At 57.1% G+C, this 14497-nt stretch carries 18 protein-coding genes; 8 read left to right on the top strand and 10 right to left on the bottom strand.

The genetic code is table 11. From position 1 onward, the window contains the following. Positions 1-100: 100 nt before the first annotated feature. From BMY55_RS11630 to BMY55_RS11610, 5 genes are read left to right on the top strand one after another with little or no spacing between them, the layout of a single operon-like run. The gene (locus BMY55_RS11630; RefSeq protein WP_091430815.1) at positions 101-547 is read left to right on the top strand and encodes a hypothetical protein; all 447 of its coding nucleotides are present in this window, start codon (positions 101-103) and stop codon (positions 545-547) included. After that, positions 544-936, top strand: a complete 393-nt coding sequence (locus BMY55_RS11625) for a phage holin family protein (RefSeq protein ID WP_091430814.1) — start codon at positions 544-546, stop codon at positions 934-936. The genes BMY55_RS11630 and BMY55_RS11625 overlap by 4 nt, the downstream gene beginning before the upstream one ends. Further along, positions 926-1759 (top strand): DUF3618 domain-containing protein, encoded by an 834-nt coding sequence (locus BMY55_RS11620; protein WP_091430812.1) that lies wholly within the window; start codon positions 926-928, stop codon positions 1757-1759. The genes BMY55_RS11625 and BMY55_RS11620 overlap by 11 nt, the downstream gene beginning before the upstream one ends. A gap of 16 nt (positions 1760-1775) precedes the next feature. Then, a complete protein-coding gene (locus BMY55_RS11615) occupies positions 1776-2729 on the top strand; it encodes a YihY/virulence factor BrkB family protein (RefSeq protein WP_091430810.1) in 954 nt (317 codons plus the stop codon). Position 2730: 1 nt separating this feature from the next. Further along, positions 2731-3819: an AI-2E family transporter gene (locus tag BMY55_RS11610; RefSeq protein ID WP_177179335.1), complete on the top strand. Its 1089-nt coding sequence runs from the start codon at positions 2731-2733 to the stop codon at positions 3817-3819. An 89-nt stretch (positions 3820-3908) separates the two neighbouring features. Here BMY55_RS11610 and BMY55_RS11605 read toward each other — a convergent pair whose 3' ends face one another. The 6 genes from BMY55_RS11605 to BMY55_RS16790 all read right to left on the bottom strand — a co-directional run bounded on the left by BMY55_RS11605 (position 3909) and on the right by BMY55_RS16790 (position 7359). Further along, positions 3909-4124 carry a hypothetical protein gene (locus BMY55_RS11605; RefSeq protein WP_091430806.1) on the bottom strand — a complete coding sequence of 72 codons (216 nt, stop codon included), beginning with the start codon at positions 4122-4124 and terminating at the stop codon, positions 3909-3911. A gap of 99 nt (positions 4125-4223) precedes the next feature. Beyond that, positions 4224-4679, bottom strand: a complete 456-nt coding sequence (locus BMY55_RS11600; protein WP_091430804.1) for an MgtC/SapB family protein — start codon at positions 4677-4679, stop codon at positions 4224-4226. Positions 4680-4776: 97 nt separating this feature from the next. Beyond that, positions 4777-4971 carry a CsbD family protein gene (locus tag BMY55_RS11595; RefSeq protein WP_091430803.1) on the bottom strand — a complete coding sequence of 65 codons (195 nt, stop codon included), beginning with the start codon at positions 4969-4971 and terminating at the stop codon, positions 4777-4779. A 101-nt stretch (positions 4972-5072) separates the two neighbouring features. Then, positions 5073-6644, bottom strand: coding sequence for a histidine kinase dimerization/phosphoacceptor domain -containing protein (locus BMY55_RS11590; protein WP_091430801.1), 1572 nt, complete (start codon positions 6642-6644; stop codon positions 5073-5075). Beyond that, positions 6641-7192, bottom strand: a complete 552-nt coding sequence (locus BMY55_RS11585; RefSeq protein ID WP_091430799.1) for an RNA polymerase sigma factor — start codon at positions 7190-7192, stop codon at positions 6641-6643. The genes BMY55_RS11590 and BMY55_RS11585 overlap by 4 nt, the downstream gene beginning before the upstream one ends. Next, complete coding sequence (locus BMY55_RS16790; RefSeq protein ID WP_143064332.1) at positions 7189-7359, bottom strand: NepR family anti-sigma factor; 171 nt, start codon at positions 7357-7359, stop codon at positions 7189-7191. Before BMY55_RS16790 ends, BMY55_RS11585 begins: the two co-directional genes overlap by 4 nt. 116 nt (positions 7360-7475) lie before the next feature. Here BMY55_RS16790 and BMY55_RS11580 point away from each other — a divergent pair, with 116 nt between their 5' ends. Continuing rightward, complete coding sequence (locus BMY55_RS11580) at positions 7476-8255, top strand: response regulator (RefSeq protein ID WP_091430796.1); 780 nt, start codon at positions 7476-7478, stop codon at positions 8253-8255. A gap of 22 nt (positions 8256-8277) precedes the next feature. On the opposite strand, the gene nhaA is transcribed toward BMY55_RS11580, so the two are convergent. From nhaA to BMY55_RS11560, 4 genes are all read right to left on the bottom strand, one after another. Then, complete coding sequence (gene nhaA / locus BMY55_RS11575) at positions 8278-10113, bottom strand: Na+/H+ antiporter NhaA (protein WP_091430794.1); 1836 nt, start codon at positions 10111-10113, stop codon at positions 8278-8280. A 63-nt stretch (positions 10114-10176) separates the two neighbouring features. Next, entirely contained in the window at positions 10177-10362 is a 186-nt protein-coding gene (locus BMY55_RS11570; protein WP_407639032.1) for a PLDc N-terminal domain-containing protein, read from the bottom strand. 95 nt (positions 10363-10457) lie between these two features. Next, positions 10458-11264 (bottom strand): formate/nitrite transporter family protein, encoded by an 807-nt coding sequence (locus BMY55_RS11565; protein WP_091430792.1) that lies wholly within the window; start codon positions 11262-11264, stop codon positions 10458-10460. 3 nt (positions 11265-11267) lie between these two features. After that, positions 11268-12656 (bottom strand): mechanosensitive ion channel family protein, encoded by a 1389-nt coding sequence (locus BMY55_RS11560; RefSeq protein WP_245744727.1) that lies wholly within the window; start codon positions 12654-12656, stop codon positions 11268-11270. Positions 12657-12829: 173 nt separating this feature from the next. On the opposite strand from BMY55_RS11560, the gene BMY55_RS11555 reads away from it, so the two are divergent. Both BMY55_RS11555 and BMY55_RS11550 read left to right on the top strand, forming a co-directional pair. Next, positions 12830-13285, top strand: coding sequence for a CreA family protein (locus tag BMY55_RS11555; protein ID WP_091430787.1), 456 nt, complete (start codon positions 12830-12832; stop codon positions 13283-13285). Positions 13286-13379: 94 nt separating this feature from the next. Further along, the gene (locus BMY55_RS11550) at positions 13380-14492 is read left to right on the top strand and encodes a hypothetical protein (RefSeq protein ID WP_091430785.1); all 1113 of its coding nucleotides are present in this window, start codon (positions 13380-13382) and stop codon (positions 14490-14492) included. The last annotated feature ends 5 nt before the right edge of the window (positions 14493-14497 follow it).

The raw sequence follows: 14497 nt of genomic DNA, 5'->3' as shown, positions 1-14497 counted from the left end.
CTTCCGTCCCCTCGTATCTGACAGGCGCCTTCGGGGCCGAACGCGGCGCGTTCCAAACGGGATGGAAGCCCCTATCACACAAGCAAAGAAGGAGGAGAGGATGGCCAAATCAACCACACCTGCCAAATCGACCACGAAGAAAAAGCAAGCTGCCAAAAAGATCGACAAGGCCGTGGACGATACGACATCTGCGGTCAAAACCTCGGTCGAGGGTCTGAAATCGGGTGCCGAGGATATCGCAAGTTCGGCCCGCGATACCGCCGAAGCCACAGCCAACACGGTTGCAAACAGCGCATCGCGCGCGTCTGACACTTTGCGTGGAGCCGCCGCGTCCTTGCGCGACGGCTCGTTTCAGGAACGCAGCTTCGGGCAATTGGCTGCCAGTTTGGCGGATGCCTCGGACGCAATCCGCGACAAGGATCTGGGTCAGCTGTCGCGCGATGTATCAGATTTTGCGAAACGAAACCCGCTGTTGTTTGCCGGCGGGGCTGCGTTGGTCGGGTTCGCGATTGCGCGCATGATGACCAAACCAGGAGACAAGTCATGAGATCCGAACAATCAACTTTGTCGCTGATCTCGGATGTTCTGCGTCTCAGTTCAGGTCTGATCCAGAAAGAGATAGCGCTGGCCAAGGCCGAGCTTGGCGAAAACATCAACCGCGCAGGGGTGGCCATCGGCCTGTTGGTCGGTGCGGCGATCCTGGCGATGATCGCATTGAACTTGATTGCTGGCACGCTTGTTGCTGCTTTGACCTCTGCGGGCATTTCGGTCGTTTGGGCCACGCTGATCGTGGCCAGCTTCTTTGCCGTGATCGCGCTGATCATGGTTCTGAAAGCGCAAAGCGATTTGAAGATGGCCAGCCGCGCACCGTCGCGCACAGCTGCCCGCATTCGACGAGACGCAAACGCTTTGAAGGAGGCCGCACATGAAAAATGACATCGACCACATTCAAGATGGAATTGAAGCCGAACGCGCTGAGTTGGAGCAAAAGCTGTCGGCGCTGAACGACCATGTTTCCGTCGAAGCGCTGACCGCAGAAGCAGGACAGCACCTGCGTGCCGCAAGCGGCGATGTCGTCCAGAAACTGCTGGAGCGCTTTGGTCGGAACGCGCAGTCGCATCCACTGGCAGTCGCAGCCGTGGGCGCTGGTGTCAGCTGGCTTTTGTCCGGAGCAGGGGCAAGATCGTCAGATCCCGAACCGGTTATGCGTCGATCAATGGGTGCCTATAATGGCCCCAAGCCAGCCGAGGGCGACCCTGATCGCGACACGCCTGTCATGGTGGCGACGCATTCGACCAAGCGCCCGCCCGAAATGTTGGAACGGGTGCATGATCGCGCCAGTGACGCACTGGGCGCGGCACAAGACCAGTTGTCGGATATTCGCCAACAGGCAAATGACATGCGCAGCCGCATTGCTGAAGGCACCGAAGAACTGTCCGCCGAGGCACGCGCACGCGTTATTGCCGCGCGCGAGAAGGCTTTGGAGGTCGCGCAAGCATCCGGTCGCAAAATGCGGTATGCCAGCCAAGCCGGTGCCGATTTTGCGAAGGACAACCCGTTGGTTGTTGGCGGCATCGCCCTTGCTTTGGGTGCAGCTGTTGCTGGTGCTCTCTATATGCGCCATTCGGCCCAGACTGATGACAACGCAGTCGCAGACGATAGTGACGCGTTTTCCGAGGCCGACCGCGTCTTTGAAGAAGAGCTTGCCCGCGCCCGCGCCGTGCAGAACACCGCCGCGCAGGGCATCCCCGACAGCTGATATCAGGAGACAATAGATGGCTCGAGGTCGCGACGCACGAACCCCAACCGACATCCCTGGTCAGGGATGGCTTGATATTGCGGCGCGGATCGCGCGTCGTTTCGGTCGCGATCGCATCAACCTGATTGCGGCCGGTGTGGCGTTCTTCGGGATTCTTGCCCTGTTTCCGGCCATCACGGCGCTTCTGGCCGTCGGTGGTCTGGTTCTGGACCCCGGCCTGATCGTTTCTCAGATGGATCGTTTCCAAGGGGTGGTCCCGGCCGATGCCTTGTCGATCATTCGCGATCAGGCGACTTCGGTTGCGCAGGCAGACGGGTTGGAACTGACCTTGATCCTCAGTGTGGGGCTTGCGCTTTGGTCCAGTTCGCGCGGGGTGGCGACCCTGTGTGACGGGTTGAATATTGTTTATGCCGAGGATGAGAAGCGGGGTTTCTTCAAAAGAAACGCAACCTTTCTGGCGCTGACAGCCTTGTTGATGCTGGGCATCCTGCTGGCGATCATGGTGATCGTTGCGCTGCCTTTGTTGCTTGGGTTTCTGTCACTTGATCCGATCGCCGATCTGGCAACCCGGATCGGCACATGGGGTTTACTGATCCTAATGACGATCGCGGGTATTTCAGTGCTCTATCGCTTCGGACCCAGCCGCAAGGACGCGCGCTGGACGTGGATCTCTCCGGGTGCTGTGCTTGCCTGCCTGTGCTGGATGGCCGCGTCCTTTGCGTTCACGGTCTACGTCTCGAATTTCGCCAGCTACAACGAAAGCTTCGGCGCAATCGCCGGGGTGATCATTTTGCTGATGTGGTTGTGGATTTCCGCGATGGTTGTGCTGGTCGGTGGTAAGGTGAACGCTGAGATGGAACACCAGACTCGCGTCGACACCACGACGGGGCCGGACAAGCCGATGGGCGAGCGCGGCGCGGTGATGGCCGATACACTTGGCCAGACGCGCGCGGACAGTGAAGGGGAATGAGGTGAGACAAAAACCGAACTGGGCGCAGATTGGCATCTTTCTGAGCCTTGCGCTGTTCGTTCTTGACTGGGCCAGCGATTTCCTGATCCCGATTGTGGCCGCCATACTGGGATTTCTGATCATGCGCCCGGTTGAACGCAGCATGTCCAAACTGGGTATCCCCAGCGCCATCACAGCTTTTTTGATCTGCGCAGTGGCAGGCGCGGGGCTGACCTTTGCGGCCTGGAACTTCAGCCACCCGATTGCGCAGTTGGCAGAAGACTTGCCAAACATGATTAACGATCTGCGTCGAATGCCGAGTGCGGCGGCTGAGACGTTGGATAAACTGGGCGAAGCCGCGAAAGCAGCCGAGGACGCCGTTGCCAGCGCAAAGGACGAACCGGCAATGGCGGTGAAAGTGGTCGAAAGCACGAACTTTGTCAGCTCGTTGATCGCTTCCGCCCCGGTGGTGTTGGGGCAGATTGTCCTGACCATTGTGTTGATGTTCTTCCTGATTTCATCGGGGTCATCCTTCGTGCGTAAACTGGTGGAAAGCCTGCCCCGGTTCTCAGATAAACGTGCGGCGGTCGCGATGGTTCAACAGGTCGAGCAAAAGCTGGGCCAGTATCTGGGCGGCATCACCCTGATCAATCTTTGCCTTGGCATAGTCATCGGTGCCGCGATGGCGGCCTGGGGGCTGCCAAACCCCATCATGTTCGCAGTCATCGCGTTCTCACTGAACTTCATACCCTATATCGGCGCGGTGTTTGGTGCGCTTCTTGCATCAATCGTGGGTTTCAATGTCTACGATGACGCGTGGACGGCCATCCTGATCTTTGCAACCTATATGGCGTTGACGTCGATCGAAGGACAATTTGTTACGCCCCATGTGATTTCAAATCGACTTAAACTCAACCCGACCGTCGTGTTTGTGGCAGTGGCGTTTTTCGCGTGGATCTGGTCGGTGGTCGGGATGGTCATCGCGGTGCCGATCCTGATCACGGTGAAGGTGATCCTTGATCAGACGTCGTCGACCCGCTCGGTTGGCTTGTTTCTTGGCGGTGAGGGCGCCGGGGGCAACTATCTGCGCGGCGACGACCCTGACAGCTGAGCGCAAGTTGTCTACACATACTTCAAAAAAAGGCCCGCGAAGATGACACGGGCCTTTGTGTGGTGGTTATGGTGATCAACGAGGGAATTTCAGTCTTTATCTTCTTCAATACTCTGGTGCAGTGCGCCGCTGCTCGTTGTCTCGGGGTGCTTGTCGTCGTCAGCGGTTTCAGGGTCTTCAGATGATGTTGCGGACTTGTTCTGATGATCCTTGTCGCCTTTTTCACCAGGCTGATCCTTCAGATCATGATGTTGCTCGGACCCTTTCAGGTCGAGAGGTTTGTATGACGGTTTAATCTTGGCCATGTCTCAGTCCTTTGCGTTGTCGCCAACGGCGCTGGTCGATGCGGCTTGTCGTTGGCGTTTGTATATATTCAACGCACGACGGGCCAAATTGTTCCGCAGTCAGCTGTCCTCTGTGTTTTGCAGGTCAAACCGGCTGCGCAGCAATCCAACCATCGTCAGGATCAGAAAGGACAGCAGGGTGACAGTCGCGGCTTCGATCACAAATCCAAATCCGACGGCAAGACCGATGATGCCGACCACCCAGATCAGCGACCCGCTTCCCACACCACGCAATTTTCCGTTGCTCCTGTTGGACATGATCGCGCCAGCGCCCAGAAAACCGATGCCGCCGACGATCCCGCTGACCACGCGTGACAGGTCGAAGGCGACGCCCTTCGCGTCTGCTTCCGAGGCGATGTTCAGCGATACCATGCAGACCGCTGCCGCACCAAGACTGACCAGCATATAGGCGCGCATACCCAACGGTTTGTGTTTGAACTCGCGATCCAGACCCACGACCAGACCCAGCCCCATCGCGACCAGGCTGCGAACAACAAATGTTTCATAGTCGATCATCGAAATGTCCTTACTGGTCGTGCAACAATTGAAAAGGGCGCGGCCTGAACCGCGCCCTTAGCTTAAGCATTGATATGCGGTGATATCGCGGAAGGGGTCAGTCCGCCAACCACTTGTTGACCTCGTCGCGGGCTTCTTCTTTGGTCTTGCCGTATTTTTCTTGCAGCTTGCCCTCAAGCTGTTCGCGATTGCCGTCGATCTGGTCGATTTCGTCGTCGGTCAATTCGCCCCACTGTTCTTTCAACTGGCCTTTGATCTGCTTCCACTTACCTTGGATTTCGTCCCAATTCATGAGGTGCCTCCTTGCGTGTTGCGGTTTCTGACAGGTCAACGCGGCACGGATGGATTGGTTCCGATATCTTGCATGAATCTTGCACCAGATGACAGAGCCGCCTATTTCACCTGCCGCGGCATAACCGCCTTGTAGGTCACACTGTTGGTGTCTTCATGCCACTGCGCGATTGCATGAAGATCGTGGGTATAGACTTGGCGCAGCCTTGCGCTGACGGGATCGGGTTGCGCCAAATGCCCAACATCCGCTGAAATCGACAGATTGGCCTGGTCGCCGTCTTCAAGAAGGCTGATCTGAATGTGCCGGGCACCGGAACGCGACAGGCGCGTCAGCTTCTCGACGAGCAGATAGCACAGCGCATAGGCACGGTTGAGGCGAAGCTCGACGTTTTGGTAAGTTTCTTCGAATTCGATGTTGGCAGAGACAATGCCTTCGTGTCGCATGCCCTGGATCAGTTTGCTGACAACCTGACCAACCGGCAATACAGGTGCGTCGACCGAACGGTGCATGGCGTTGTGCACAAGATTTATCACGCGGATACGGGCCGCCAACCGGTGAACCAGTTGTCGTTCTTCTGGTGTGTTGGCGTCACTTTCGTAAAGGCGCAAGATCGACTGGATGATTTGAAGGTTGTTTCCGACGCGATGAAAAATCTCGCGCTGAAGGGTGTTGGCATTGTGTAGCCGGTTCTGCGCTTCCGCCTCTTCGTGCAGCAGTTGATCTGATAATACAGAAAACTCGGCCTGCATGGCTGTCGTTTCGTCCGTGGCCCAGCGACTAAGCCCAACCTTTGGAAGATTGCGATCTTGCCGGAAGGCACGCATATCGCGGGTCAGACGCGTGATGTCGTTCAATGCCATTTTGCGGATCAGCAGATCGGCCAACAACAGGCTGAGAGTAAGAAACAACAGTGGGACAAAGCCTGCATAGACGACGGTTAGCCAGAACGGCGGCGCAGCAACACCTGGGGCCAGCGTGGCAATCAAACGCAGATCGAAGGCAGAGACCGGAAGAACGGCCACATCGCGGTCTGATCTGCCGCTCAAGATGTCGCGGGCATTGGGGGCAAGAAGGTTGCCAAGGTCCTGATACACGGCCCGGTCAGACCCCATTGCAGTATCCGGGGTTCTGCTGACGAACATGTACCCCGTCGCCACATCGGGCAGGTCCACTTTCGGAATCTTGGCCCTGATGGCAACGATGTGGTCCGCAACCATATTTGTGGCAAGAATATCGCTGTCGGTCATCGTGACCCGTGGGGATTGTGCAACCGGAGGTGACGCAACATCCGTCGCTACACCAGACCGCTGCATGGCTTGTGCACACAGCGGTTGCCCGTCCATGTTATAAATCCCCACAGCCTCGATCGGAAAATTTGCCTGTAGGATGGCGTCGATCACCCTGTCGCACTCGCCACCACCGGGCAGACCGCGACTGGTCAATTCGCTGAGAAGGTCAAGAAGAAGATCGGCCTGAATCAGGGTCGACGTCACGGGCGCAAAGGCGCTTTCCACAGCATCGAGCGCGGCAATCTCGCGCGCTTGGTGGCGGTCTGACTGGATGGTATATTGATAGTAGCTGGCCAGCACCGCAATCGGTGCCATGACGATCAGATAAACCGCAACGAAGCGGCTTTGAAGTGAGCTTAGCAAGATGCTGCGGTCGCGGGTCACATGTGTCCTGATTGATTGACGATTGAAAGGGTTTGGCTGTCAGTCAGCTCCGTTGGTTTGTCGTCATCCAGATCCATAAGCCGGGCCAGCTCTTTTCGGGCGCGATTGGTGCGCGACTTCATTGTCCCGATGGCGACTTCGCAGGCATCGGCCGCTTCTTCATACGACAGGCCCAACGCGCCGATCAGTGTCAGCGCTTCACGATGCTCGGCTTTCAGTTGTTGAAACGCTGCCTTGAACTCGGTCATCTGCATGTGGCCGTCGTGATCGGGCTTCACTGACAGGGCGCCGACAATTTCGCCTTCCGGGTCTTCAGCTTCGCGCACCGCTTTTCGGCGTTCCGAATAGAACGTGTTGCGCAGGATGGTAAACATCCAGGCCCGCAGGTTGGTGCCGGTTCTGAACTTGTCGAAATTGCCGATAGCTTTGACCAGGCATTCCTGAACAAGGTCGTCCGCGCGGACGGCATCTTTGGTCAGGCTGCGGGCAAAAGCGCGCAATGCGGGAATATGCTCCAGCACAGCATCACGGGGATCAGGGGATGTCATTTCTCTGACTCCTCCGAGGATCTATCGGGGGCTGTTTCCTTTAACTTCGCCAGCAAATCCCTGAACCGATCCGGCACGCCTTCGTCCAGCGTTTCGCTGAACGCCTTCTTGAGGTTCTCGTCGATCAGATCCTGTGATCGTTTTTTGTTGGCGTTGTCAGCGGACATTGTTTTCACTCTGTTATCTCGGTTTATACCGGCTTAACATAGGCACAACGATCAAAACACCAACGGGTTCCCGATCCGGGGAAATAAAGTTCGAAAAGACAGGCAAAGGTGAACAAATGGATCACATCGCGACACATATTCCTTATCTGCGCCGCTATGCCCGTGCATTGACCGGCAGCCAACCGACAGGCGACGCTTACGCGGCTGCCGTCCTGGAGGCGATGATTGCAGACCCGGATACCATCCCGGATCAAAAGGACACGCGGGTGGCGCTGTATCGGCTGTTTCACGCCATCTGGCAAAGCTCGGGTGCGCCCGTTTCTGATGCGGATCGCGGTGCAGCTGCGCAAGCCCAGAAACGTCTGGCAAAGCTGACCGAAAATTCCCGCGAGGCCGTGTTGCTGAACGCGTTGGAAGATTTCTCGGCGGAGGATGTCGCCAGGATCATTGGCGTTGAACCCGCTGAAGCCGAGGCTTTGATCCGCATCGGCCAGACCGAGCTGGCCAAGGCCGCACGTGGTGCCGTGATGATTATCGAGGACGAACCTATCATCTCGATGGACCTTGAAGGGATCGTGTCCGACGCTGGTCACCGTGTCTTTGGTGTGGCGCAAACACGCGATGAAGCGGTCGAGATCGGCACAGACGGGCGCCCTGATCTGATCCTTGCGGATATTCAGCTGGCCGACGAAAGTTCGGGCATTGATGCTGTGAACGACTTGCTTGCTGCACACGGAGATGTTCCAGTGATCTTCATCACCGCGTTTCCGGAACGGCTGCTGACCGGAGAGCGGCCCGAACCTGCGTTCCTGATCACCAAACCGTTCCGGGCCGAGCAAGTGTTGTCCGCCATTTCACAGGCGATGTTCTTTTCCTCGACCGAAACGCTGACATAGCGGTTCGCGGGCGGCCACCGGGTCAGGGCGCTTCGGCCCCGGCCGGCTCGTTTCCTGAGGATTTCTGTACCGCGCGGTGGGCATAGATCAGGATGACGCTGCCCAGCACCGCTGCAATCAACGAGGCCAGCAGGACCGCAAGTTTGACCGATTCCAGTTGGGATCCCGCGAAGGCCGAATTTGCGATGAAAATCGACATGGTAAAGCCAACCCCGGCCAGACAACCGGCGCCCAGAACTTGTGCCATGTTGATTTCCGACGACAGGCGACCGATGCCGAGTTTTGCGGCGACATAGACGAACAGGAAGATACCCAACGGTTTGCCCACAACCAGTCCGAGGATCGCACCAAGACTTTCGGGAGCCGTGAAATTCACGCTGCTGGCAGTGATCAAAAGCCCGGTGTTGAAGAACGCAAACAGCGGCAGGACAAGGAAATTGATCCAGTTCTCCAGTGCATGGCGCACATGAACGCCTGGCGCACCAAGCCGGTCCATAATCGTCTGCAATTGCATGAAAGTCGGGGCGGCGACGATGTTTTCCGATCCGATCTGTTTGTCACGTTCGAACAGCTTTGCGGTCTGCGCTGCCACCGCGGCCCGGTTGGCTTTTGCGCGACTGGGCAAGGCAACGGCCGTCAGCACACCGGCCAGTGTTGCATGCAGACCGCTTTCATGGATGAAATACCACAGAACAACGCCAAGGATCAGATAAGGTGCACGCCAATAGATCTTGCCGATGTTCATCGCCATCATTGCAGCGAAGATGACACATGCCGCGATGAATGCTGCAAGTTGGAAGCCGTGTCCATAGAAGGCAGCGATCACCAGGATTGCGCCAAGGTCATCTACGATGGCAAGTGCCGACACAAATATTTTCAGCGATGTTGGCACCCGGTTGCCCAGCAGGGCCAATATACCAAGAGTAAATGCGATGTCAGTTGCCATCGGGACCCCCCAGCCACGTACCTCTGGGGTGCCCCAATTCAACGCGGCATATATCCCGGCAGGCACCACCATGCCGCCCAATGCGGCAATGATGGGCATTGCAGCCGCCGAACGGTTTGACAGCTCGCCTTCAACAAACTCGTGCTTGATTTCGATCCCGACCAACAGGAAAAACAACGCCATCAGCGCGTCATTGATCCAACTCAACAAGCTGAGTTCCAACCGCCAACTTCCCGCAAACAGGCCGATCGTGGTGTTTCTGAGCGCATCGAAAAAGTCAAAGAATCCGACGTTGACGAAAAGCAACGCTGCGACCGTCGCGACGATCAACGTCATCCCGGCGGACGCGGCCCAATCAATAAAACGAAATGCAGCAACCTCAAGCCGGACACCCAGCGGACGCTCGATCGCTTCCAGCAGGGCTACTTCGTCCCAAACACCTTGATACAGGGTTCCGTCGATAAACAGATAGGGCGCCGAGGGTGGAACCTCTTTCGACAACGAGTTGCGGTCATGTTGGATGCGTTCGGCGACGTCTGGTGCATCAAGGTCAGCCTCGAACCGGGCCAGGTCCAACCCCAGTTTGTCGGCCAGTTTTCCGACGGACGCGCGTGTGTATTTCGGAGGCGCTTCAAACAACGCAGTGACCATGTCGAAGAATCGGTCCTGTTGCCCGGCAGCGATGGCAGCCCGCGCTGCAATGTCGGCCCGCTTGTCCCCTTCAGGGTAGGTGAAGCGGACGGCAACCGTGACCTGATCAGGGGACAATCGGTCGGCCAGCCGCAGAATGATGTCCCGAAGGCGCCGTGTGGGTTTGTCGGTAAAGTCGACAAACCAGACCAGTCTGCGGGCGGCGGTTTCATTGCCGATGACGAAATCGTGGTTGGGGTCGTAATCCTTGTTCAGCACCATCGCTTTGCCTGCATCCTAAAATGGTGAAACACCTATTTGCGAAAATCCAATCGGCCAGGTGCGTTAATCCACGCTGCGAGGGCCAAACAGCAACCAGACGAGGAAGCCAAGGATCGGCAGCAACAGGATAATGACCGTCCAAAGCACCTTGGAAAGCGACGACGAACGAGAGCTCAGGATACTGTATATGGCATATATATCAAGGGCTAAGACGATTGCTCCGCCCAGGCTCATGGTCATGTTGTTCATCTGTCCGCCTTTCCATGTCGATGCGATGGTTTTTGACTGCCACCCTGTGGTGGCATGATCGCGTCGATGATTTTGTCAGTCCAAGTCAGTCCAAGTCAGTCGATTTCACGATGAACCTGACCCCATGCCAGCATCGCGAAGATAGCGGTGCCCCCCACCACATTGCCCGCCAAGACCGGCAAGAAGAAGCCAAACACGGCCTGTCGCAGTTCGAGCCCGCCGGTAACGATCAGATACGCCATTTCCACCGAACCGGCGACGATGTGGGTGAAATCCCCCGCCGCGATCAACCACGTGAACAGAACGATGATCGACACCGAGGATGCGCCAGCCTCGGGCAACATCCAGACGATAGCGGCCACTAGAATCCCTGCCGGAATTGCCCGGGCAAAACTTTCGGCGGCCGGCATACCGGTGGCGTGGCGTGAAAGCTGTTCGATTGCAGGCAGGATCTCGGCTGAGACGGCGCCACTGTAAGCGTAGAATGTTGCGATTGCAAAGGCACCAACGGTGTTGGCAAACAGAACGATCGACCACAAAACAATGATGCGGTTGAACACGGACCAACTGGGGCTGTGCAGAAAGGGCAGAACCGTCGTAATGGTGTTTTCCGTGAACAATTGCATCCGCCCGATGATCACCATCACGAATCCCAGAGAGTAGCCAAGGTTCTCGATCAGATAGCTGTAAGTTGTGTCGGGCAGATAGGTCCGCAAAACCGCCTCGCCCAAAACAGAAAAACTGATGACGATCCCGGCGGACACGCCAGACCAGAACAGCGATCCATTGCTGCGGTCCAGTTCTTCTTCTCCGTCGCGCCGGATCACCTCGTAAACAGTTTTGGCCGTCAGCTTGCTGGCATCCTCGATGGCCTGTTCTTCTTGGATTTCTTCTTCGGTCATGTGTTAGCTGTCCAATAGGTTGCTGTCTTTGTCGCCTTCGACCTGCACCTGCATCTGCGGTTCCAGGTTGTCCACCTCGTTCGACAGATCTTCGTCCATCACCGTGCGTTCAGGTTCGCGTTTGGGCTCTGGTTTCGAGGCGATGTTCGGCTTGTCGGTGTCGGGGGTTGACGCAGATGCCAGCGGAATGCCCTCCGGGAAGATGATCTCTCGGGCTTCATCGGGCATACTGATGCCAGCGTCGATCAGGGCCTTCATCACGCGCCGGATAAGGACCGATTTCAGTTTCAGAGGTGAAATGGCTTCCCCGTCAAACCAATAGTAGATCTTTATGATTACCGTGGACGCGCCCAGCGTATCGGCCAGAACCATCGGCTCCGGGTCGGTCGAAATCGCGTCATGTTCTGACAGCACTCGCAGAATGATCTTCTGGACATCGCTGATCGAAGCGTCATAGCCAATGCCCACCTCGAACGAACCGCGGCGGCTGGGGCTGGCCGAGAAGTTTTCGATTGTCGCCTTGAAAACGGCGGCGTTGGGGATCTGAATGTGGTTTCCTTCGGGTGAAACCAGAACCGTGCTACGGGTGTTCATACTATGCACGACGCCTTGGTGCCCGGCCACATCGACAAAGTCGCCGCGTCGGAAGGGTTGGCGCAGGCTGAGCAGAAGGCTGGCCAGAAAATTTTCGGCAATGTCGCGAAATGCAAAACCGATGACGATCCCGATCACGCCGGCACCGCCAAGGACCGAAATCGCAAGCTGCGTCAGCCCGGCGATCTGTAGCACGATATACAGCCCCACAAGAAACACCGGCAAAGCGATGAACCGCGCGGTCACGTCGCGCAGGAAAGGGGACCCCAGCCGTTCTTTCAATGCCCACCGGGCCAGTCGCGCAACACCTGCTGATAGGAACAGCGCCAAGGGCAGGATCAGAAGCGCCAACAGGATCAGTGGGGCGGCTGCGACCGTTTTATCCCAAAGGCTGCGCAGCTCTGAAATTGCCGGATCAATCGAGAAGTCGGCATCTTGCGCTACGGTCAGCCGATTGACGACCGCAACCACGCCATCGGTTTTCGCCGCAAGATCGCGCGCCCAGTCCTGCCGCTTGGACGATGCCGCTGTACCATCCAGAAAGACAATCCCATCCTGCACGTCGACCTGAACCCCTTCATACCACCCGGTTGCCTTCAGGATGGCCTGAATGCGGGTGGCAATCTGGTCATCCCGCACGCTTTCGGTGACAGAGATGGTCTGATCCGTATCAACGATTTCGGTTTCGACCCCGACATCTATCCCGTCGTTGCTGGATTGGGCCAGCGCTGTCCCGACGGGCAATGATGTGGCCAGCAACAGGGCAAAGGCCATAACTCGAAAAATGTTCTTCCCCATGGCGTGTCCCAAAGTTACCTTCGATTGAAAACGCAGGATGACCCGAATGGTTCCAAAGGGCGATGTCTTTTTTTGTTGTTTGTGAGGGCAACGACGTAAGGTCCGGGTCGCTGTTGAGGTGGACTCCTCCGAACTGCGTCGAATGATATACATCAAGGAAAGTGGCCAAGATTATGAAATCATTCAAATACGTTCTATCCTGCCTATTCCTGACAAGCCTCGCTCCCGCGCGCGCCGAACAGGTGGGCAACGTCGATGTCGACTGGCTGGGCAACGATATCATTATTGAAGCGATCAGAGACCCTGAAGTTGAGGGTGTAACTTGTCATGTCGCCTATTTTGAACGTGGGTTGGTCGATCGACTGTCCAACGGAAATTGGTTCGAGGACCCGTCAAACAGTGCAATATCTTGCCGTCAGACCGGCCCAATCGTGATCGGTGACATTGATCGCAGTGACGAAGGCGAGGACGTGTTCAGCCAGCGCATGTCGATCATCCTGAAAAGCCTGCGGGTAAAACGCATCTTCGACGAGGCCAATCAGGTGTTGATCTACATCGCTCACGCCCGCGAGGTGGAAAGCGGATCGGCGAAAATGTCGATCTCGACCGTGCCGCTCTACAATCCGTAATGACGCCAGACAGGTTTAGGAACACCTTTGCATTTCCCGGTTCATATCGCACACTGATCAGCAGTGTCCCTTTGCCAGTCTCACAGGTAGCCGAATGACATCATCCTCGTTTCCCACAGACCTTGTGCCCGTTCGCGGGTATGATTGGCCGCGCGCGCCAGCGACCAGTTCGTTGAAGGATGGTTATCGGCGGATGTGGGAAAAGTTGCGGGTGCTGGATGAGCGGAAAGCCGAATTGCTCCCAGATGATCTGGAGCGGGTGTCAGGATCAGTGGTCCCCGATGAGTTATGGGCCGCATTGCGCGTGCATCAGTTCGACCGTTTGGACAGCGTCTATTTGGATTGGACACGGCGCACTGACGGGCCACATTCCGTTTGCGCCTTTGTGACGATGCCCAGCGTGCCACAAGGTTTTCTTGCCGATTGGGCGGCTGATCGCGGGCTGGATCTGGTCGATGCGGCTGCGGTGCCAGCAGGGAAAGGTGCTTTGATCGTCCCCGACATTTCATCTCTGGTCCGGCGTACGCTGGAAGGGCGCGCGGCGATGCGGTCCTATTTGGCCGAGCTTGATGGCGCGTCGCGCAACGTGCTGTTGGGGGTGTCGAGCTGGACCTGGACCTATCTCGCGCAGACCTCCGCCATCGAGGCTGTCGTGTCAGATGCGCGTTGTTTTGCGCCGTTCAAAGACAAAGCCCTGGCGGAACTTATCCGCGCCTACATGGGCGACGAGGTGTTCAAATCCACCGAATCTGGCGATGAGATTTTGCCCGAAGGGGGCGACGGCGAAATCAAGGATCCGTATCTTAAAACCCTTGCCGCGCGGGCCTATGGCTGCCCTTGGGCTGCGATCAGACTGTTGGATGCCGCGGTGAACAGGGAAGCGGAAGCAGGCGGGGAAGGTGGCGAAGATGACCGCAATCCAGGTAACACGACCACCTGGTTGCAGGATCCAGCCTTGCCGCAACTGCCCGCGCGGATCGAGCGCATCGGCCATTTCATGTTACATGCGTTGCTGATCCATGGCCCACTTGTCGCAAAAGACTTGGCCACCGTGCTTCCGATGACATTGCCCGTCGGGCTTGCAGCAGCGTTGGGACGGCTTGGTCTGGTTGATGACGACGCGGGGAAGCTGTCAATTCGGCAAGCCGCTTATCCGCATGTGCGCCGTATCGTGTCCGAAGCCGGCCTGCCACTTGATCAGATATAGGATGT

Origin of the sequence: Aliiroseovarius sediminilitoris (assembly GCF_900109955.1) — a bacterium.
In the GTDB taxonomy this organism is placed as follows: domain Bacteria; phylum Pseudomonadota; class Alphaproteobacteria; order Rhodobacterales; family Rhodobacteraceae; genus Aliiroseovarius; species Aliiroseovarius sediminilitoris.
The sequence above is the reverse complement of the archived record's forward strand: the minus strand, read 5'-3'. Positions and strand labels throughout refer to the sequence as shown.